Source organism: Luteolibacter flavescens, assembly GCF_025950085.1.
Lineage (GTDB): Bacteria > Verrucomicrobiota > Verrucomicrobiia > Verrucomicrobiales > Akkermansiaceae > Haloferula > Haloferula flavescens.
This window is the reverse complement of the sequence record NZ_JAPDDS010000003.1, coordinates 374,081-392,579: the sequence shown is the minus strand read 5'-3', so window position 1 is coordinate 392,579 and position 18,499 is coordinate 374,081. Positions and strand designations below refer to the sequence as shown.

Annotated in this window: 21 protein-coding genes; 9 read left to right on the top strand and 12 right to left on the bottom strand. The window is 64.5% G+C overall.

Going from position 1 to position 18,499, the window contains the following annotated elements; all coding sequences use genetic code 11:
• From OKA04_RS07535 to OKA04_RS07520, 4 genes are read right to left on the bottom strand one after another with little or no spacing between them, the layout of a single operon-like run.
• Entirely contained in the window at positions 1-1,842 is a 1,842-nt protein-coding gene (locus tag OKA04_RS07535; RefSeq protein WP_264500535.1) for a glycosyltransferase family 39 protein, read from the bottom strand.
• Positions 1,843-1,872: 30 nt separating this feature from the next.
• Positions 1,873-3,273 (bottom strand): sigma-54-dependent transcriptional regulator, encoded by a 1,401-nt coding sequence (locus tag OKA04_RS07530; RefSeq protein ID WP_264500534.1) that lies wholly within the window; start codon positions 3,271-3,273, stop codon positions 1,873-1,875.
• Between the two features lie 27 nt (positions 3,274-3,300).
• Positions 3,301-3,555 carry a hypothetical protein gene (locus tag OKA04_RS07525; protein WP_264500533.1) on the bottom strand — a complete coding sequence of 85 codons (255 nt, stop codon included), beginning with the start codon at positions 3,553-3,555 and terminating at the stop codon, positions 3,301-3,303.
• Positions 3,556-3,612: 57 nt separating this feature from the next.
• The gene (locus tag OKA04_RS07520) at positions 3,613-4,785 is read right to left on the bottom strand and encodes a sensor histidine kinase (protein WP_264500532.1); all 1,173 of its coding nucleotides are present in this window, start codon (positions 4,783-4,785) and stop codon (positions 3,613-3,615) included.
• Between the two features lie 124 nt (positions 4,786-4,909).
• Here OKA04_RS07520 and cutA point away from each other — a divergent pair, with 124 nt between their 5' ends.
• Positions 4,910-5,230 (top strand): divalent-cation tolerance protein CutA, encoded by a 321-nt coding sequence (cutA, locus tag OKA04_RS07515; RefSeq protein ID WP_264500531.1) that lies wholly within the window; start codon positions 4,910-4,912, stop codon positions 5,228-5,230.
• Positions 5,231-5,249: 19 nt separating this feature from the next.
• Here cutA and OKA04_RS07510 read toward each other — a convergent pair whose 3' ends face one another.
• The gene (locus tag OKA04_RS07510; protein ID WP_264500530.1) at positions 5,250-5,780 is read right to left on the bottom strand and encodes an SLOG cluster 4 domain-containing protein; all 531 of its coding nucleotides are present in this window, start codon (positions 5,778-5,780) and stop codon (positions 5,250-5,252) included.
• A 130-nt stretch (positions 5,781-5,910) separates the two neighbouring features.
• Between OKA04_RS07510 and OKA04_RS07505 the strand changes: the two genes are divergently transcribed.
• The gene (locus tag OKA04_RS07505; protein ID WP_264500529.1) at positions 5,911-7,425 is read left to right on the top strand and encodes a leucine-rich repeat domain-containing protein; all 1,515 of its coding nucleotides are present in this window, start codon (positions 5,911-5,913) and stop codon (positions 7,423-7,425) included.
• Between the two features lie 106 nt (positions 7,426-7,531).
• Here the strand turns inward: OKA04_RS07505 and OKA04_RS07500 are convergent, their stop codons facing one another.
• Both OKA04_RS07500 and OKA04_RS07495 read right to left on the bottom strand, forming a co-directional pair.
• Positions 7,532-7,807, bottom strand: a complete 276-nt coding sequence (locus tag OKA04_RS07500; protein WP_264500528.1) for an acylphosphatase — start codon at positions 7,805-7,807, stop codon at positions 7,532-7,534.
• Positions 7,804-8,391, bottom strand: a complete 588-nt coding sequence (locus OKA04_RS07495) for a MarC family protein (RefSeq protein WP_343226875.1) — start codon at positions 8,389-8,391, stop codon at positions 7,804-7,806. The genes OKA04_RS07500 and OKA04_RS07495 overlap by 4 nt, the downstream gene beginning before the upstream one ends.
• A gap of 216 nt (positions 8,392-8,607) precedes the next feature.
• Here OKA04_RS07495 and OKA04_RS07490 point away from each other — a divergent pair, with 216 nt between their 5' ends.
• Positions 8,608-10,263 (top strand): GH39 family glycosyl hydrolase, encoded by a 1,656-nt coding sequence (locus OKA04_RS07490; RefSeq protein WP_264500526.1) that lies wholly within the window; start codon positions 8,608-8,610, stop codon positions 10,261-10,263.
• Positions 10,264-10,326: 63 nt separating this feature from the next.
• Positions 10,327-10,770: a transcriptional regulator MntR gene (gene mntR, locus OKA04_RS07485; protein WP_264500525.1), complete on the top strand. Its 444-nt coding sequence runs from the start codon at positions 10,327-10,329 to the stop codon at positions 10,768-10,770.
• A gap of 12 nt (positions 10,771-10,782) precedes the next feature.
• Here mntR and OKA04_RS07480 read toward each other — a convergent pair whose 3' ends face one another.
• The 4 genes from OKA04_RS07480 to OKA04_RS07465 all read right to left on the bottom strand — a co-directional run bounded on the left by OKA04_RS07480 (position 10,783) and on the right by OKA04_RS07465 (position 12,747).
• Positions 10,783-10,998: a hypothetical protein gene (locus tag OKA04_RS07480; protein ID WP_264500524.1), complete on the bottom strand. Its 216-nt coding sequence runs from the start codon at positions 10,996-10,998 to the stop codon at positions 10,783-10,785.
• A gap of 185 nt (positions 10,999-11,183) precedes the next feature.
• Entirely contained in the window at positions 11,184-11,387 is a 204-nt protein-coding gene (locus OKA04_RS07475; protein ID WP_264500523.1) for a hypothetical protein, read from the bottom strand.
• A 109-nt stretch (positions 11,388-11,496) separates the two neighbouring features.
• Positions 11,497-12,000 (bottom strand): hypothetical protein, encoded by a 504-nt coding sequence (locus OKA04_RS07470; RefSeq protein WP_264500522.1) that lies wholly within the window; start codon positions 11,998-12,000, stop codon positions 11,497-11,499.
• A gap of 78 nt (positions 12,001-12,078) precedes the next feature.
• Complete coding sequence (locus OKA04_RS07465) at positions 12,079-12,747, bottom strand: hypothetical protein (protein WP_264500521.1); 669 nt, start codon at positions 12,745-12,747, stop codon at positions 12,079-12,081.
• Between the two features lie 232 nt (positions 12,748-12,979).
• On the opposite strand from OKA04_RS07465, the gene OKA04_RS07460 reads away from it, so the two are divergent.
• The 4 genes from OKA04_RS07460 (at position 12,980) to OKA04_RS07445 (ending at position 16,372) form a co-directional block, all read left to right on the top strand.
• Positions 12,980-13,723: a hypothetical protein gene (locus OKA04_RS07460; RefSeq protein ID WP_264500520.1), complete on the top strand. Its 744-nt coding sequence runs from the start codon at positions 12,980-12,982 to the stop codon at positions 13,721-13,723.
• A complete protein-coding gene (locus OKA04_RS07455; RefSeq protein ID WP_264500519.1) occupies positions 13,723-14,847 on the top strand; it encodes a glutathionylspermidine synthase family protein in 1,125 nt (374 codons plus the stop codon). The genes OKA04_RS07460 and OKA04_RS07455 overlap by 1 nt, the downstream gene beginning before the upstream one ends.
• A 34-nt stretch (positions 14,848-14,881) precedes the next feature.
• Positions 14,882-15,841, top strand: coding sequence for an NAD(P)/FAD-dependent oxidoreductase (locus OKA04_RS07450; protein WP_264500518.1), 960 nt, complete (start codon positions 14,882-14,884; stop codon positions 15,839-15,841).
• Between the two features lie 81 nt (positions 15,842-15,922).
• On the top strand, positions 15,923-16,372 hold the full coding sequence (locus tag OKA04_RS07445; RefSeq protein WP_264500517.1) for a DUF3806 domain-containing protein: 450 nt from the start codon (positions 15,923-15,925) through the stop codon (positions 16,370-16,372).
• A gap of 49 nt (positions 16,373-16,421) precedes the next feature.
• On the opposite strand, the gene OKA04_RS07440 is transcribed toward OKA04_RS07445, so the two are convergent.
• On the bottom strand, positions 16,422-17,501 hold the full coding sequence (locus OKA04_RS07440) for a M42 family metallopeptidase (RefSeq protein WP_264500516.1): 1,080 nt from the start codon (positions 17,499-17,501) through the stop codon (positions 16,422-16,424).
• An 89-nt stretch (positions 17,502-17,590) separates the two neighbouring features.
• Here OKA04_RS07440 and OKA04_RS07435 point away from each other — a divergent pair, with 89 nt between their 5' ends.
• A complete protein-coding gene (locus OKA04_RS07435; RefSeq protein ID WP_264500515.1) occupies positions 17,591-18,493 on the top strand; it encodes a LysR family transcriptional regulator in 903 nt (300 codons plus the stop codon).
• The last annotated feature ends 6 nt before the right edge of the window (positions 18,494-18,499 follow it).

Sequence of the window (18,499 nt, the reverse complement as noted above, 5' to 3'; positions counted from 1 at the left end):
CTAGGGATTCGGGGCCGTCTCCGCGCGGCGCTCGCCGTAGTAGAGGATCTCCGTGCCCGCGAGGGGCTGGAGGTGCGGGTAGCGGCGCACGATGTCGCTGAGCTTCGGATCCTTGTCCATGATCGAGATGCCCACGCGATTCGCGCCGGCGGCAGTCACGTCCAATGCCAGACCATTGAAAATCATGGAGGCGAATTCGCCATACTGGTCCCGGACCACCGGTGCCGGGTCGAATGTGGTCGAGCTCGGGCTGACCATGATACCGCCGAAGGGGGTGCCCAGGGCGTTCGCCTGGTCTTCCATCTTTTCAAAGCCGCGCTTGGTCTTCGGCAGCCAGAGGCTGATCTCGTCGGCATACCATGCCACGGCCCAGGGCTGGTCGGAGACGACCACGCGGACCTTGTCCTTCTCGTCCTCGCTGGGGGCGACCAGCTTCGGGAGGGCTTGGTTCAGCACGGAGGGCAGGTAGGGGGGCCAGTGCGGATAGCCGCGGTCGCGTACCCACATGCCCAGCTTCACCTTGTCAGGGATGGACATGAGCATCGGGGCAGCGGAGAGGAGGATCACCGCGACGTAGTGGACATTCCGCAGGTAGGGGACCGAATTGACGGCTTCCAAGCGGCTCCACAGGATGGAAATGAACGCCAGTCCGTAAGCGGCCATCACCGGAGCGAAGAGGATGTGGATCTGGTTCGGATGCAGCAGGACGGTGCGATTGATGCCGAAGACCGCCATGCCCAGCGCCGCGAAAAGCCACATCAGGACGATGGCCCAGCGGAAGCTCGCGATCGACGTCCGCTTGAAGGGATGCAGCAGCGCGACGAAGAACAATGGGGCTGCGAGGATGCCGCCGAGGAAAGGCAGCAGCTCCGAGATCTGGACCAGAGTGGTGCCCAGGATCCGCATCATCAGGCCGTCCAGCGAAAGCGACGCGCTCTGCAGGTCGTGATTCCGCATGATGGACGCCTCGGTTCCGTTGCCGAGGCCATTGTAGAGCACGTAGAGGGCGGTGCCAAAGGGCTGCCCGGAGAAATCGCTCGCCCGCATAAGCGGCCACGCCAGCGCTATGGCCAGCATCGCGAGGCCGGAGAGCGCCACCAAGCCGCGAGGGCGGAAGGCGATGGCCGCGAAGACCAGGAAGCCGAGGAAGATCCACGCTGTGATCCAATGCGACAGCACCATCAGCACCAGGAAGAACGAGGCGGCCAGTGCGTGGCCGAAGGGCGTCTTGCCCTCCTCCGTGGCCTCCACCGCGCGGTAGGTGAAGTAGAGGGCGCAGCTGAAGAGCATCATCAGCAGCATCTGGGGCAGGCCGCTCTGGGAAAACTTCCACATCAGGTCGCACAGCAGCATCAGCACTGCCGTCACTCCCGCGATCTTCGCGTCGAAGATCCTGCCTACCAGCAGGTAGGTAACCCCGATGGACACCAGGAAGAAGAGGGTGGAAACCAGCGCGATCACCCGGTCGAGCGGATAGACCTGCTCGTTTTTCCCCATCGGCCATGCGCCATCCTTGTCCGCGCCGGCGAGCTTGAGGACCACGCCCATGATCAGCGGATTGAGCGGGGCGTGGTAGGTGTCCTTGAATTTCGTGTAATCCACCGCGCCGCCGTTTGCCTGCTCCGCCTCGTAGTAGGCCAGCGGGCGGATCATCTTGGTGGTGAGGCCTTCGCCGCGCGCGAATTGTCGACCGATCTGGGCCTGCTCCATGGCCTGCGGCGAGTCCAGCCCGCGGAAGAGGGGGAGCAGGTGCAGCAGCGTGAAGCTGACGAGCACCAGGAAGAACAAGATGCGGCGGATCATTACCGCGGTCTCGAACTGGGAAGAGGGAAGGCTGCTCATGGGGAATACGGTCGCGGCACCCGCGGGCCGTCAGTCCTCTTCCTCCTTCAGCTTCCGCTGCAGGGTCCGGCGACTGATGCCGAGTAGCTCGGCTGCCCGCGTCCGGTTGCCCCCGGCTTGCGCCAAAGCCGCGCGGATGGCGCTGGTTTCGAGCGCATGCAAGTTGAATTCCCCCCCAGCGGCAAGGGGGATTTTCCCGGTGTCGTCCGTCGTCACCAATCCCGCCGGAACGGGTGCCAGCGAAGGGAAGACCGGCAGTTCCCCCAGCACCGAGGCGGGCAGGTGGTGCAGGTCGATGACCGGCTCATTGCTCATCACGACGCCGTGCTCGATCGCCGTGCGCAATTCGCGCACATTGCCCGGCCACGGGTAGGCCCGCAGCACCCGCAGCGCGGCATCGGTCAGCGGCTTCACCGGGCGGCGGTTTTCCTCGGCGAATTCCTTCAGGAAGGCCCCGGCCAGCAGGACGATGTCCTCGGCCCGCTCGCGCAGGGGCGGCATTTCCACCCGGACGACATTCAGGCGGAAATACAGGTCCTCGCGGAAATCACCCCTCGCGACCAGTGCGGCCAGGTTCTTGTTCGTCGCGGCCACCACGCGGACGTCCACCTTCACGGTCGTGTTCGACCCGACTCGCTCGATGGTCCGCTCGGACAGGGCACGCAGGAGCTTCACCTGGATGGAGGCGTCGATTTCACCGATCTCGTCGAGGAAGAGCGTCCCGCCGTCCGCCTGCTCGAAGCGGCCGATCCGCCGCTGCACGGCCCCCGTGAAAGCTCCTTTCTCGTGGCCGAACAGCTCGCTCTCAAGGATTTGTGGGGCGAGCGCCGCGCAGTGGACGATGACCAGCTTCTCCGCCGGGCGGCCGCTCAGGCGGTGGATGGCGTGGGCGACGACCTCCTTGCCGGTGCCGCTCTCGCCCTCGATGAGGACGGTGGCGCGGGTCGGCGCGACCTGCCGGACCACGTCGATCACCTTTTGGATCGCCGGGGATTTGCCCGCCAGCTTTTCGAGGCCGGTATTGTCTGAGACCTGCGCGCGGAGCTGTTTGTTCTCCGATTCCAGCTTCCGGCTGCGAAGGGCGCGCTTCAGCAGCATTTCCACCTCGTCGAGGTTCAGCGGCTTGGTGACAAAGTGCCAGGCACCCCGGCGCATCGCCTCGACGGCCGTGTCCACGGAGCCGTAGGCGGTCATCATGATCGCCACCGGCGGGTGGGAGAGCGCCATCGACTGGTCGAGCAGGTCCATCCCCGAGTCGCCGCCCATCCGCAGGTCGGTCAGCAGCAGGTCGATGGGCTCGGCCTTCAGCACGGTCATCGCCTCGGCGACATTCGACGCGGTGAAGACCTCGAATTCTTCCTCCAAGGCCGACCGCAGGCCATCGCGGGTGGCCTTTTCGTCGTCGGCTATGAGCAGGGTGGGGGTGGTCATGGGAAAGTGGAGCGACCGGTGAATCGGTCATCGTTGCGTGTGATCCCGTCGTGAATGCCGGGAGAGTCTTTCGAGAAATTCCTGATCGCTCGCCTTCGCCATCCGACGACGGGCGAGCGTGGAGGAGATCACGCGTCCGATCTCATAAAAAAGAAGGATGGCAGCCATCGGGATGGCGAAGGACAGCATGACACCGAACCAATCCAGCGACAGTCCGGGAAGACGCGGCAGCCATTCGCTGGGGAGGAAGGGGGCACAGGCAATCGAAGCGATGATCAGCACGATCGAAATGGTCCTGAGCCGCCGGAAGATGTCGGGTTCGTTTCGGTCCATGGTAATTCAGTCGATGTCGATGATGCTCACCGGCGGTTCCAGCAGCCTCACCGGCCGCGGGCCGCGTGGGAGGTGGATGAGGATGCGGGTGCCGGCGCCGGGTTCGCTCTGGATTTCGATCTCGCCGCCATGCTCGCGGACGACGCGGCGGACGATGAGCAGGCCTAGGCCCGTGCCGGATTGCTTCGTCGTGCGGTAGGGCTCGAAGAGCGAGCCCATCTGCTCCGGCGGGATGCCGCTGCCATTGTCCTCAATGGATAGGGTAGCCTCGAATTCATTCGCGTGCGCCGAGATCCGGATCACGCCGTCCTTCCCCGCCATCGCCTGATAGGCATTGCGCAGCAGATTGTAGAAGACCTGCTGGAATTGCCCGGCATCCAGCTCCAGCGCGGGGAAATCATCGTCCATGTCCAGCTCCACAGTCACGTGGCGGGACTCCAGCTCGGGCTCCAGCAGCTTCACGGCATCGCGCACCACCTGGGTCAGGTCGCAGCGCTCGCGATGTGGCGTGGTCGGGCGGATGGCCTGGAGGAACTGGCGGAGGATGGTATCGAGCCGCTGGATCTCACGGCGCGCGGTGGAGAGGTTTTCCTCCAGCGGCTGGCGGTCGCCAGGTGGCAGCTTCTTCAGCTTCCGCGCCATCAGTTGCAGGTGGATGTCCAGCGAGTTCAGCGGATTTCCGATCTCGTGCGCCACCCCGGCGGCGAGCAGGGTGAGGGCATTCAGCCGCTCGCTTTCCAGCGTCTGCTCCGCCTCCTGCCGGGTAGTGGTCAGGTCGCGCACCAGCATCACCCAGCCGACGGTGGCCGAGCCCTCGCCGGATTGAATGGGGGACAGGTAGAAATTCAGGAAGCGGTTTTCCGGGTAGAAGATCTCCAGGTCCCGCGAGACCGAGGTGCCGGGTTTCGCCAGCGACTTCCACTCCAGCCCCGGGATGCAGGCCGTGACCCTCATGCCGGGTGCCTCTTCCGCATCGATGCCGAAGAACCGGCACGCCGCGCCATTGATGAAGGAGATCTCCCCGTCCTCATCCAGCACGATCACGCCCTCGTGCAGTGCCTCGAAGACCTGCTCAAGGAAGCCCTTTTCCCGGACCAGCCGGTCCAATAGCTGCCGGGCCTCGGCCGGGTCGATCCGGTCGATGCGGGCGAGCAATTTGTCGAGGAATCCGGGCTTCAAGGTTGGATAGAGAGGTTCGCTGCCAGGCTGCCGAGCGCGCCAAGTTCCGAGTTGGAGATCGGAATCTTCGCGTCCTTGGCGTCTTGGCGGTTCATTTTTCCCGATGCTCGATTAGGAAAGGCACATGGAACCCGTGGTCGTCCTCTGCACCTTCCCCGATCTCGATCAGGCGCGACAGATTGGCGCGGCTCTGGTGGAAAGGCAAGTGGCTGCCTGCGTCAATCTCCTGCCCGGCACCGAGTCCATCTATCGCTGGGACGGCAAGATCGAGCGCGCTACCGAAGTCCTCGCCGTCATCAAGACCACCCGCTACCCCGACCTCGAAGCCGCCATCCGCGAACTCCACCCCTACGAGGTACCGGAAATCATCTCCCTGCCGGTGAAGGCGGGACTGCCGGAATATATCAAGTGGGTGGGAGAGTCGTGCGGGAGTCCGATTGGCTGAGGGGATAAGCTCTCAGCCATCACTCCGTCAACAATCCCAGCTCGCGGAGTCGCTGCTCCAGTTTCTCGATCGAGTCCCACGGCAGGATGGGTGAGTTGCCGCGCTCGTCCGGTGGATTGCTTTCCAATTGATCCGACCACCCGCCGTGACCGGTGAGTGGCAGTAGCGGGCGGTGGTGAAGCCACGCGAGGCACACCTCGGAGATCGTCCCGGCGCGGCCGCCGATGACCAGGCAGGCATTCCCGGCCAAGGCCATGAGGAGATTCCGGGCATCACCCATCCCGCAGGGGATGAGCACCGAGCACGGCCATCCTTCGAGATTGATATCGTCCGACGGGACAATGCTCACGACCGTGCCACCGGCAGCGAGGGCATTCTCCGCGGCGACGCGTGTCGCCGGGCTGCCGCAACCGCTGACTACGGTGATGCCGAGTTTCGCGAGAAGGGCACCCGCCGCAGCGGCCAGGGCAAATGCTTCCGACCCCGGCTCGGCACTGCCGAGGATGCAGACCTGGGGACGGCGGACAGGGAGAGTGATGGTGGTATCCATGGTTCGAGCCGCCAATTTCCGGGGGCATGTATCGGGCGTAAAGCCTCATCGCTCGTTTCCAAACCCGGTCACGCGAGGTAGCTGTTCCTGATAGCCGGGCGAAACCAAACATGTTAGATCAAGTGCACGAATGGCAAAACGCCCCATGCTTCAGTGGATCCTGCTTTGCGGAGCAATGAGCGCCATTCCCATTTGTGCCGAGCCGATGACTGCCGAGACCTTCGCCGACCACGCCTCAAAGCCGGATCTGACCGATGAGCAGATCTATACCATCGAAAAGCTGATCGATAATGTGCGTTGGGAGTTCGATAAGAGCTACTGGCGCGAATCCATCAAGCTCACCGACGAACGCCGCAAAGAGAACTACCAGCCGAAATTCAACCAGAAGCATGTTGCTCCAGCATCAGCGCTTCTGGAGAAAAGGGATTGGCTGAGCCTTCAGCGGGTGAATGCCGTGCGTCCTGTCAGGGACATCGGGGCGCTTCGCTTTTTCAATCAGGTGGAAGGTCTCTCACTGGGTGAAAATGAGATCTCGGACATTTCGGCGCTTGCTGGATTCAAGGAACTCCGGCGACTGCTTCTTAAGGAAAATCCTCTCCGCGATCTTTCTCCATTGGTCGGTTGCTCCAAGTTGGAAGAATTGGATATCGCAAGGAATCCCATCGAGGATTTCTCGGTTCTCGCAAAACTGCCGTCGCTCAAGCAGTTGACGATCTCGGCGGATCAATTGCCGACGCTTGGCAGGGTTGAGTCGCTGCCCGATCTTGTGGAACTCCATGTCTGGTCTATCGAAGCGGAGCCGGCGGATTCTCTTCGCCTTCTTCCACTGATGCCGAAGCTGTCTTCCTTGTCGGGCATCAGATCGAAAAGCCTGGCAGGCGTGGAGAGGTTTCCTTCGCTGCGGAATCTCTCTGTTGATGGGGACTTCGATTCGCTGGAGCCTTTGGCGGGGCTTCGAGCCTTGACCCACTTGCACATCATCACCACGTCGGAGGTCAGGGATCTCAAGCCACTTGGAGGCCTTGCCGGCTTGAAATCGATCTGGATCGTTTCGGACTCTTCGACTCTCGATCTGGAACCGCTCGTGGCGATTCCGAGACTTCGCGATGTCACCGTGAGATGTGCGGGCGTGGAACCTGCCGCGCTGGCGCCTTTTCGGAAAAAGCTCGGCTCTTGGGACGAGGACTTCCACTTGGCAACTCCGCGTCACGCCCCATCACAGAAGCTCGAGGTTCTGGACCAGAAAGCCTTTGAGGCGCTCGACCATCAAGCGCCCCATGGCACCTGGAATCCCGAGGGCAATTCGAACATGCTGGGTTCCGAAGTCGATTGGCTCGACGAGAAGCTCAAAGCCGCGTTCGACAAGTGGCTTCAAGAAGACGAGGATTATTACTTCCACCGATGGCAGGTCGAATGCCGGTGGCGCGACGTGCAGGTGACGAGCGAGAAGTCACTCGATTCGCTTCCGCGAGTGATCGCGGATATCCAGGATGTTCTCTGCCACAGCAAGAATGACTGGATCATCTACCTCCAATCAGAAGGTGAAGAAGAAACTGAGGAATTCAAAATCTGGGTCTATCCTGACAAGGTTGTGGTAGCAGAGGAGCACGCGGAGCTTATCAGGAAGCTATTGAGCAAGAAGTGACTTCTTCCTGCTTTTCTGCGCTCATTTCGCGTGACGGTTCATCGTCATCCGCCCGTCTCCCGGTGCCGATGCCATAGCAGTCCGGGCTCCACTTAACGGCAATCGGCTATCGCTCGATCGTGAATCCCTTCACGCCGTCGAGCGGCGGGATGTTCTTCACGTGCATGCCCTTGATGTTGTGGGCCAGCGGGCTTTCCTCGGCGATCTCGTTGATGAAGGCTTCCACCTCCTCGCGCTCGCCCATCACCTCCAGCTCCACGGTGCCGTCGGGCAAATTCTTCACCGTGCCGCAGACCTCGAAGCCTTTGGCCAGGTCCTTGGTGGTGTAGCGGAAGCCGACGCCCTGGACGCGGCCCTCGAATATCACACGGCGGGCAATCACTTCGCGTAGGATGCGCTGTAGGTGGCCACGCCGTCGAGGAACATTTGGACCGCCACCATGATGAGCAGCAGGCCCATCAGCCGCTCCAGCGCCCGTGTGCCCTTGGTGCCCAGCAGCTTCAGGATGGCAGGGGAGAAGAGGAGGATCACCGCGGAAACCAGCCACGCACCGCTCACCGCCAGAGCGATCGAGCCGATGGCCGCGGGGTATTTCGATGCGGTCAGCAGGATGAGGGCAATGCTCGACGGGCCAGCCATCAGCGGCACGGCCAGCGGGACGATGAATGGCTCCTCGTCTCCGGTCTCGCCGAGGATTGATCGCGTGGGGAAGACCATGCCGAGGGCGATGAGGAAGAGCAGGATGCCGCCGGAGATGCTCAGCGTGGCAGGCCGCAGCCCGAGGAAGCCGAGCAGGTGCTTTCCGATGAAAAGGAAGCCGAGCAGGATCGCCAGCGCGAAGAGCAGCTCGCGCAACAGCACCGTGCGGCGGCGCTCCTCCGGGATTTTCGAAAGGATGGAGTGGAAGATTGCCGCATTGCCGAAGGGATCGAGCACGAGGAAAAGGGTGACGGCGAGGGCGAGCAGATTCACCGGGCGATCTGAGCGTGCGACGCCGCGCCTGCCAATCCCGGACCCATGTTTACCGTGGCCCCGGCTTCCAGCCGGAGGTCTCGATGTCATGAGGGGCTGCCGGCTGGAAGCCGGGGCCACTTTTCCCGGCGGGGGAGTTGCATCTTTTCCCCGCCGGAGATGTCGGAATCATGATGGCAGGTGTTTCCGCCAGCCGCCACGCTTGCGAGGATGACCCTGAAACCCATTTCCCTCCTCCTTTTCTCGGCGGCGCTCGCTTCGGCGGAGTCGTTTCCCGTCACCATCACGGTGGACGCCGCGCGGCCGGGCAAGGAGCTGAAGCCGATCTGGCGGTTCTTCGGCGCGGACGAGCCGAACTACGCCTACATGAAGCACGGCGATGAGTTGCTGGGTCATCTCGGCTCGATGAAGCCGAAGGAGGTCTTCTTCCGCGCGCACAGCATGCTTGTCACCGGCGATGGCACGCCCGCGCTGAAGTGGGGCTCCACGAACGCCTACACGGAGGACGCGCAGGGAAATCCGGTCTATGACTGGACCATCGTCGATCGCATCTTCGACAGCTACCTGAAGAATGGCGTCCGGCCCTACGTGCAGATCGGCTTCATGCCGCAGGCCATGTCGGTGAAGCCCGAGCCCTACCGCCATCACTGGACCCCGGCGGCGAAGTATGACGACATCTACACCGGCTGGGCCTACCCGCCGAAGGACTGGGCGAAGTGGGAAGAGCTCGTCTATCAATGGGCCAAGCACTCACTGGAAAAATACGGCAAGGATGAGGTGCTGAAGTGGTACTGGCAGACGTGGAACGAACCGAACATCGGCTACTGGCGCGGCTCGCGTGAGGAATTCTTCAAGCTCCACGATCACGCGGTCCGTGGCGTTCGCCGGGCCATCCCGGGGGCAAAGGTCGGCGGTCCGGACCTGGCCGGCGGTGCGGGCGGGGATTTCCTGAAGAGCTTCATCGAGCACTGCGTGAAGGGGAAAAACCTCGCCACGGGAGAAACCGGCACTCCCACGGACTTCCTCTCTTTCCATGCGAAGGGCCAGCCTCGCCACATCGACGGACGGGTGCAGATGGGCATCGCGAACCAGCTCCGCGACATCGACGGTGCCTTCGCGGTCATCGCCCGCTATCCCGAGATGAAGGACACGCCGATCGTCATCGGCGAGTCGGATCCCGAGGGCTGCGCGGCATGCCAGGGGCCGCAGCTCGCGTATCGGAATGGCACGATGTATTCCAGCTACACGGCGGCGAGTTTCCCGCGGAAGCTGGATCTGGCGGACAAGCATGGCGTGAATCTGGAAGGCGCGCTGACCTGGGCCTTCGAGTTCGAGGACCAGCCGTATTTCGCCGGCTTCCGTTCGCTCGCCACCAATGGCATCGACAAGCCGGTGCTGAATGTCTTCCGCATGTTCTCGAAGATGGACGGCCTGCGCCTGCCCGTCGCCAGCGACCACGCCGTGTCGCTGCCGGACCTGCTGCGCTCCGGCGTGCGGGGAAAGCCAGACGTTTCCGCGTTGGCCGCCATGGATGGGAAGAAGATCACGGTGATGGCGTGGCATTATCACGACGATGACCTGCGCGGGCCGGACGCCGAGGTGCGCATCGATCTGGTCGGCGCGCCGAAGGGCTTGCCAAAGGTGAAGCGCTACCTGATCGACGAGACCCACTCGAATGCCTTCACCGCGTGGCAGGCGATGGGCTCCCCGCAACAGCCGACCGCGGAGCAGATCGCGACGCTGGAGCAGGCCTGCAAGCTCGCCGAGGTGGAGGAAAAGCCCCGCTTCATCGAGGAGGAAAGTCTCTCCGCAGTGATGCTCACGCTGCCGCGCCAGGGCGTCACCTTGCTGGAGCTGGAGTGGTAGGCCGGTGGATGCGGGCTGGAAATGCCCTTGTCACTTTTCCCCCGGTGCCTTTGATCTCCGGTCGTGCCCGCGAGATCCCAGCGCACCAGCGGCTCCGTCGCCATGGACGACTACCTCGAGCAGATCCTGCATCTGATCGAGTCGAAGGGCTATGCCCGCGCGGTGGACATCTCGAAGAACCTCGGCATCTCCCAGGCCAGCGTGACCAACATGCTGCGCCGCCTGGACACCGAGGGGCTGGTGAAGCACGAGAAATACCGCGGCACCGTCCTCACCGAGGAGGGCCACCGCATTGCCAAGGCCATCATCGACCGCCACGAGACGCTGACGCGCTTCCTCCGCCTCTTCGGCATCGATGAGGAAACGATCTACCGCGACGTGGAGGGCATGGAGCATCACGTCTCCCGGCCCACGCTCGCGGTCATCCGCGCCATGGCGGACCTGCTGGAGTCGCGGCCCGGCCTGCTGGAGGAAGCCCGTGCAAAGAGCCGGGAAATCCGCGGCTGAAAACTCAGTAGTTCAGATCCAGACTTCCTGGCGCGCGAAGGGCCAGTTCGTCTGGTAGGCGGCTCCGGCCGACTTTTCGAAGCGCGCATCATTCACCCCGTTGGCGATGGCGACGGACTGCGGCTTTTCAAAGGGCAGCATGAAGGTCGCTGGCCGCGGGGTCACGGCCTTGGGGGCCGAGCGAAGGGCGGCGATGGCCAATTCGGTGATTCTTTCCTGGGTGCTCATGGGGGAGAGACTGGGTTGGGGATTCCGCTGGGATGTTCCTGATGGGGAACAGGCACATCATTACGAAATTCGGACATGCTAACATTCCGTGATCATGTAGGGCGTGGTTTGCCCCTATCTCTCCCTTGGAAAGAATAGCCCCGCCGTCAGGAAATCCCGGGCGGGGCCGTGCCCGATGGGCAACTTCAGATCCAGAGCTCGCGTCTCGCGGATGGCGGGACGACCGGGAGACCGCCGGATTCCAGGATCAGCCGGTGACGGGCATGCGGCTGGGTCTCAAGGCTGGCCGTGGCAGGACGCCGGGCGGCAAGGACGGGAACAAGTTCGGGCACGGGGCCGGAGCACAGGACGGCACGCGCCGCCTGGGCGATTCTCTGTTCGAGGGTCATCGGAACGGGGGGATAAGGGGGAAGGTCGCGGCGACGGGGATCACCGTTGGACCACCCCGGATCCTGCCCGAAAATTACCCCTCCGACATCACGCGATCGCGTAGGGGGCTCAGAGATTACCGTCCGCCACGATCTCGGCCATCACCCGGCGGGCTTCCTCGGAGTCGGACCACGCGGGCAGCGAGAGCAGGTCGGCAGCCTCGTGCAATGAGGCGACCTCGGCGGAATCGGTCAGGCGGCTCGCCGCATCGCGCAGGAAGGGGATCGCATCGGCCTCGCCGAGCATCACCATGCCGTCGCGGGCGAGCTGGCGGATCTCCGGGTCGCTGTCGAGCAGCCACGGGCGGATGTCCCTCACGGCGGAGGGCTCGTAGCGAACGGCGGCCGCCTCGATGGTCTCGCGTGCGGTCGCAAGTCGCTTCGGATCAGAAGTCGCGGTGGCGGTTGCACGGCGGCTCCCGCTTTCGCGCTGCGATACCTTCTGCGGGGACTTCGCGGGCTTTGCGCTCTCTCCGGCAGGAGCAGAGGGCTCGGACTCGGCCTGCCGTGAGGAAGTGTAGGCGACGAAGGCGGTCCAGACAGCCAGGCTGGAGACGATGATGAACTTTTTCATGGCGACGGAAGGGAAAGGAATGGAGGGGAAAAGCCCCGCCGGACGGACCGGCGGGGACGGTGTCAGGAGCGGGGCAGATCAGGGAACGGCGTTGCCGGGCAGCAGGGCCGAGAGGTCGGCCGGCTTGGCCTTCGTCACGCGGTAGCTGCCGACGAGGACGCCGACGCCGGTGCCGCTCTTGCCGGTCAGGTTGTAGTTTTCGGTGATGGTCACCACCGGGGTGGTCGTGGAGCCTGCCTTGAAGTTGGCTGACTTCACCGTCTGGGTGCCGAAGGCGCTGCTCGCGCCGTTCTTCACATTCAACGTGGCGGAGACGCGGCGGAAGAGCGTCGGCTTGGTCGCGCCGCCGGTCGGGGTGAATTCCGTTCCGGTGGTGGCGGTGCCTTGGGCCACCGGCTGGGTCAGCAGCGTCGCCGGCACGGCCACGGCGGTCTTGCCCGGCTTGGTGGCGTAGACATTGCCGACGCCCGAGGGATTGGCCAGGCGCTGGATGGTCCAGCCCGTCAGTGTGCCGTCGAGGAGGTTGGCGACGCGCATTGCCTCGAGGATGTCGCGGTTGATGAAGCGGACCGAGCTGGTCGTGTAGGTTTTGCGCACGCCGCCCTGCACGTTGCCGGTGGTCGGGGCGTTCTCGGTGATGATGGTGGCTTCCACCAGGACGGGGGAAATGGTGCCGGGCTTGGCGGTCTGGCCGTGCGCGGTGGCGAGGCCGGCGATTGCAAGCAGCGGGAATACAAACGATTTCATGTGACGATTGTCGGTTCGATGGTGTCGTCCGCGGCTTCTTCCCCCGATTCTCCGGGAGCGGTGGAAACCGCGGACTCACCAGCAAGTCGGAGGATGGACGATTTCCTTGGAAATTTTCTTCAGGAAAACTTCCGCGTGGCCGCTGCGGACAGGCGCTTGGAACCTGCGTGCCGATTTGGAAGCCCCCACCGGTTGACGCGCGGGCCCACAGCCACGTAGCTTCGGGCCTCTCATGAAACGCCGCTCTGCCATGATCCGCCCCGGAGGAGTCCTCCGTTGGTCCACCGTGGCCCTGCTTGCCGGGGCCGGTCTCACCGGCTGCGACCGCGGCGATTACGTCGCGTCCGCAAAGGACCAGCAGATGGCAGAGACGCAGAAGCGCATCGACGAGCTGGACGCCCAGAAGGCGAAGCTGGCGAGCGGCATGGTGCCGAATAACTTCCACTTGGAAGGCGTCGGCTACTACCATGCGGATGCCCGTGATTTCTACCCGCACCCTTACGGCTTCGAGCGCGAAGGGAAGTGGTTCGTGAATGGCCTTTGGCAGAACGTCCCCGGCCCCGGCCTGGTCGCCGACAGCCGCCCGACCCCGGAAGCGCTGAAGAAAGTGGAGGGTGCTCTGGAAAAGGAGCAGCAACTCCTCGCCGGCCAATCCGGCACCGCGCGCAGCGGCGGCGGCTTCGGCATGGGGAATGCCCTGCTGATGTACTGGATGCTCTCCGGCAACCGCGGCTTCTTTTCTCCCGGGAATGGCTTCCGCCAGGCAACCTCGCAGGCACCGCAGTGGCAGGGCAATATGGACAACCAGCGCCGCGCCGTGGCCTCGCATGCGGCGGCGAATCCCGGCTACCAGCGCATGGTCGAGCAGAGCCGCGCGAGCGGCAAACCGGTCCGCGCGGGCGAGTCGGTCCGTGGTGGCTTCGGCTCCAGCAGCCGGAACAGCGGTGGCAGTGGCGGCTTCTCCTCCGGTAGCTGATGAGCGCTCCCATCCGATTGGAATCCCGGGCGCCCCGGCCGGATTGGCAGCGTCGCGTCGAGGAGGCGGGCCTGCTGTGGCATGCCACCGATGGCCAGCCCTACTGGACCGAGGACCAGAGCCTGGTCTTCACGCTGGATGCGGCGGAGGAGCTGGAAGCGGCGGCCAATGAGCTGCACCAACTCTGCCTGTACGCCTGCGGTGAGATCGTCCGGCGCGATTGGTTCGGGCGGCTCGCCATCCCGGACGCCGCCGCAGGCATGGTGCAGGCGTCTTGGATGACGGGGGATCGCGCGCTCTACGGCCGCTTCGACCTCGCATGGGACGGCACCGGCAAGCCGAAGATGCTGGAATACAATTCCGACACGCCGACCTCGCTGCTGGAGGCCGCGGTGATCCAGTGGCAGTGGCTGGAAGACGTGGCGCCCGATGGTGACCAGCTCAACTCCATCCACGAGGCCCTCGTCGAGCGCTGGAAGATTTTCCCCGAGCAGATGATCCACTTCGCCTGCGTGTGGGACAATCTGGAGGACCGGCAGACCATCGCCTATCTCGCGGAGACCGCGGAGCAGGCGGGCAAGTCGGTCGAGCTGATGGACATGGGCGAGATCGGCTTTTCCGAAGGCGGCCGCTTCACGGATCCCTCGGAACGCTCTATTGAGCGGCTCTTCAAGCTCTACCCGTGGGAGTGGATGGTGGAGGAGCCCTTCTTCGCCGAGATCGGCCTGGAGCGGGACCGCTTCACCGAGCCTGCGTGGAAGATGATGCTCTCGAACAAGGGCATCCTGCCCATCCTCTGGGAGCTGAATCCCGGCCATCCGCTGCTGCTTCCCGCCTACGATTCGCGCGAGGCCCTCGGCGAAATGGACCGCTGGGTGGAGAAGCCTTTCTTCGGTCGCGAGGGCAGCGGCGTGGTGCTGCGGTCCCGCGGACCCTTCCACTCGCCGCCACCCATCGGCCCCACGGTCTATCAGGGTCACGCCAATCTCTTCGAAGCCGCAGGTCGTCACGTCGTGTGGGGCCTGTGGATGGTCGGCGACGAATGCCGCGGACTCTCCGCCCGCGGAGATACCTCGCCGGTCACCGGGAATCTGAGCCGCTTCCTGCCGCACCGCATCGCGTGAAGCCGCCGCGCCGGGTTGCAAGGAATGCCGGGAGATGAAAGATCGGGCCATCGGAAGATCGATCCACATCACCGGCATGGGCTTGGCGGGCTGCTGCCTCGCCTGGCAGCGGCATTTCCGCGGCGAGGGATTCACGTGGGAGGATGACGATCGCCCCGGTGCCGCGTCGAAGGTGGCGGCGGGACTGGTCAATCCGGTGACGGGGAAGAACTTCAGCCCGAGCTGGCGGCTCGCGGAATTCCTGCCGGAAGCGGAGGCATTCTACGCGAAGGTCGGCGAGCTGCTGGGGCGGCAACTGTGGTTTTCCTATCCCGTGTGGAGGCTGGTGGCGGAGGGCGAATGGGCCAAGGTGGAGTCCAAGCTCGGGGAAGCCGGTCCGTGGCTGGAGCGTATCGAGGAAGACGTCCCCGGGTGGAGCCGCGCGGTCGTGCTGAAAGGCGGCGGACGAGTGGCGACCCGGGAATTCTGCGAAGGCACACGCGCCTATTTCTCGGCCATGCGGCAGCAACCGCAGGACCAGGCAGCGACGGTTTGGTGCGAGGGGGCTGCGGGATTGATCGCGGGACGCCTCGGGCGGCATCGCTGTGCGAAGGGGGAGATCCTCACGCTCCGTGCGGGCTGCCCGGAGGATCGCATCCTCATCGGTGGCGGCGGCTGGCTGGTGCCCGTGGGCGGCGGGCTCTTCAAGGTCGGCTCGACCTATGTGTGGGACCGCCTCGACGGCGAGCCGACGGATGAGGGCAGGGCGAAGGTCGAGAAGATCGCGCGCCTGCTCGTTGGCGAGGATTTCGAGGTCATCGCCCACGACGCAGGGGTCAGGCCCATCGTCAGGAAAAGCCAGCCGGTCATCGGCCCGCTGGAAGACGGCCGCATCGTTTTCAATGGCCTGGGATCGAAGGGCTCTCTCTACGCCCCAGGCGTCGCCACCCGTCTCGCCGCCTGGCTGGCGGGTGAAGCGGACATCGAGTCGGAGCTCGATGTGAGGTGCTTGTGATTTCCCGTGGCCCACTCTTCATCGCTTGGCTATTTCCTGCCGCGCTTCACCCAGATAGGAAAGATCAACGCTTTCGTCCCCATGCCCAAGACCAAGACCCGCCTGCCAAATCCCGAGGAGCAAGCAACGCTGCGAGACGCCGTTGCCTGGGTGAACAATCTCCTCGCCGAGGAATACCAAACCGATGTCCGCCTCACGGGTACGATGGAGGACATTCCGAACCTGCACACGATGCTCGGCGAGGGACCCTTCACGGATGACCCGGAGGCCGAGCTGAAAACATTCGGCATCGTCTTCGGCAATGTGTTGGCCCGCGAGCTTGGCCTGCGCTGGGTGATCCACCGCGATGACGAGGGCACCAACTACGCGCTCCAGTATCAGGACACCGAGCTTCTCGTCTTCCCGTGCGAGGTTATCTCGGCGCGCCTTGAGGAAGGCGAAGAGATCGACGAGATCAATCTGGAGGCGATTCTCGAAAGCCTGCGCGAGTCCTTGGCCGGGGAGGCTGCCAATAAGAAGCGGCGGGATTGAAGATCCTGCCACCTTTGTCCGGCTTGTATCGACGGAATGTCGATGCGCCTCAGAGGAATCGCGTCAGGCCGCGCACGGTTCCTTCATCGAGCCGGCGCACCAGCGCGGTCGCGAGGGCGACCATGTGGAGGTAGTCGTTCACGTCGATGATGGAGTTGTGCGAGTGGATGTAGCGCGCGGGCACGCCGAGCACCACGGACGGGATGCCATCACCCGCGAGGTGGAATGAACCCGCGTCCGTGCCACCGCTGCGGCGGACGGTCACCTGATGGGGAATGCCCTCCTCCTTCGCGGTGCGGATCGCCAGCTCTGCAAGGCGCGGATTCATGATTGCGCTGGGGTCGTAGAGACGAATCTGCACGCCACCGCCGAGGCGGCCCTGGCTTTCGGAGCGGTTGAAGCCCGGGGTGTCATCCGCGGGCGGACCTTCGAGCACGATGGCCACGTCGGGCTTGGAATGCACCGCGGCCGTCTTCGCACCGCGCAGGCCCACCTCCTCCTGCACCGTGCCGGCGAGGATGATCTTGTTCGGCCGGGCTGCGGCGGCGAGTTGCTGGCCGGCCTGGATGGCTCCGGCCATGCCCACGCGGTTGTCGAAGGCCTTCGCCATGTACCAGTCCTCGCGCTTCATCGGCGTGAATTCGGATGCCGGGGCGATGGGGTCGCCGATCGCGATGCCGAATTCATTTTCCGCCTCAGACCTCGACGTTGCGCCCACGTCGATGAAGAGCTGGTCCATGGTCATCACCTGGCGGCGCTGTGCTTCAGGAAGGAAGTGCGGCGGCTTCGACGCCACCACGCCGGTGATCTTTTCGCCGGAGCGGGTCCGGATGATGACGCGTTGGGAGAGCAGGCTGTGCTCCCACCAGCCGCCGAGCCCGATGAACTGGAGGAAGCCGTCGGGCGTGATGTTTTGCACCATGAAGCCGACTTCATCCATATGACCGGCCACGATCACGCGGGGCCCTTCGCCCGGCAGCTCGCAGAAGACGGAGCCGGAGCGATCCGCGGACAGCTCGCCGCAGTCTTCCAGCTCGTTGATGAAGATCGCACGCACCTCGTCCTCGTGGCCCGGCACGGAGTGGGCTTCCGTCAGTTCCTGCAGCAGCGAGATGGCCTTCGTCTTCATGCGTCCGAGGCTACCGGCCACCGTGCGGGGCGCAATCCGGATCGTGACAATCATGTGACCGATCCGCCCGGACCTGCTAGAAGACGCGCATGGAATTGCGGCAAGTGCAGTTGTTTCTCGCGGCGGCGGAGGAAGGGAGCATCACCGCGGCGGCGCGGAAGATGAACCTGACCCAGCCGGCGCTGAGCCGTCAGATCAAGGCGCTGGAGGAAGAGCTGGATGTGGAGCTCTTCACCCGCGGCGCGCACTCGGTCGCGCTCACCGCCGCCGGTCGCGTGCTGGTGGAGGAGGGGAGGAAGCTGGTGGAGCGTGCCGAGCGCGTGGTGAAGATGGTGCGCGCGGAGTCCGCGGGCGAGCCGCTGCGGATCGGCTACGCGCCCTCGCTCGCCGGGCCGCTCCTCGGGCTGGCGCTGGAGCGCTTCTCGCAGGTCCACCCGCGGGCACGAGTGCAGCTCCACGACTGCTCCAGCGCAGAGATGCGGGAGGGCCTGCTTTCCGGGAAATTCGACGTGGTCGTCACTGTCCCGTGGGAGGGCGATGCGGGGGCGGTGCAGTGGACGCAGGTGCGCCAGCACCCGATGAGGCTCGCGGCGCCGATGTCGCACCCCTTCGCCGGGCGTGACCGGGTGAAGCTTTCGGAGCTGAATGGCCAGCGGCTCCTCCTCTTTTCCCGCACGGACTACCCGGAGTATTGGCAGGGCGTGACGCGGCTCTTCCGCGACCACGGCATCGATGCCAAGGTGGCAGGGGAATTCGACGGCGTCACCAGTCTCGGCTCCGCGGTCGAGGCCGGGCTGGGCGTCGCGCTCATCGCCGCGGGCAGCCGCATCGAGCGCGTGGCGGTGCTCGCGCTGGACCCGGAGCCGGAGCCCGTGTGCGTCTCGGCCGGGGTAGCGGCCGGGAAGGAAACGTCGCCCGTGACTGCCGTTTTCGTTGCTGAATTGCGGGCCGTCGCGGCGGAAGAAGAGAAAAACGCGGCAAAAACCCGGTAACGAAGA

What these genes read in the sequence shown, in the direction of transcription:
- OKA04_RS07435 (WP_264500515.1), top strand. Translation starts at nt 17,591, where the DNA reads ATGGAATTGCGGCAAGTGCAGTTGTTTCTCGCGGCGGCGGAGGAAGGG.
- OKA04_RS07490 (WP_264500526.1), top strand. Translation starts at nt 8,608, where the DNA reads ATGACCCTGAAACCCATTTCCCTCCTCCTTTTCTCGGCGGCGCTCGCT.
- OKA04_RS07480 (WP_264500524.1), bottom strand. Translation starts at nt 10,998, where the DNA reads ATGAGCACCCAGGAAAGAATCACCGAATTGGCCATCGCCGCCCTTCGC.
- cutA (WP_264500531.1), top strand. Translation starts at nt 4,910, where the DNA reads ATGGAACCCGTGGTCGTCCTCTGCACCTTCCCCGATCTCGATCAGGCG.
- OKA04_RS07510 (WP_264500530.1), bottom strand. Translation starts at nt 5,780, where the DNA reads ATGGATACCACCATCACTCTCCCTGTCCGCCGTCCCCAGGTCTGCATC.
- OKA04_RS07445 (WP_264500517.1), top strand. Translation starts at nt 15,923, where the DNA reads ATGCCCAAGACCAAGACCCGCCTGCCAAATCCCGAGGAGCAAGCAACG.
- OKA04_RS07450 (WP_264500518.1), top strand. Translation starts at nt 14,882, where the DNA reads ATGAAAGATCGGGCCATCGGAAGATCGATCCACATCACCGGCATGGGC.
- OKA04_RS07475 (WP_264500523.1), bottom strand. Translation starts at nt 11,387, where the DNA reads ATGACCCTCGAACAGAGAATCGCCCAGGCGGCGCGTGCCGTCCTGTGC.
- OKA04_RS07465 (WP_264500521.1), bottom strand. Translation starts at nt 12,747, where the DNA reads ATGAAATCGTTTGTATTCCCGCTGCTTGCAATCGCCGGCCTCGCCACC.
- OKA04_RS07460 (WP_264500520.1), top strand. Translation starts at nt 12,980, where the DNA reads ATGAAACGCCGCTCTGCCATGATCCGCCCCGGAGGAGTCCTCCGTTGG.
- OKA04_RS07455 (WP_264500519.1), top strand. Translation starts at nt 13,723, where the DNA reads ATGAGCGCTCCCATCCGATTGGAATCCCGGGCGCCCCGGCCGGATTGG.
- OKA04_RS07530 (WP_264500534.1), bottom strand. Translation starts at nt 3,273, where the DNA reads ATGACCACCCCCACCCTGCTCATAGCCGACGACGAAAAGGCCACCCGC.
- OKA04_RS07535 (WP_264500535.1), bottom strand. Translation starts at nt 1,842, where the DNA reads ATGAGCAGCCTTCCCTCTTCCCAGTTCGAGACCGCGGTAATGATCCGC.
- OKA04_RS07505 (WP_264500529.1), top strand. Translation starts at nt 5,911, where the DNA reads ATGGCAAAACGCCCCATGCTTCAGTGGATCCTGCTTTGCGGAGCAATG.
- OKA04_RS07440 (WP_264500516.1), bottom strand. Translation starts at nt 17,501, where the DNA reads ATGAAGACGAAGGCCATCTCGCTGCTGCAGGAACTGACGGAAGCCCAC.
- OKA04_RS07470 (WP_264500522.1), bottom strand. Translation starts at nt 12,000, where the DNA reads ATGAAAAAGTTCATCATCGTCTCCAGCCTGGCTGTCTGGACCGCCTTC.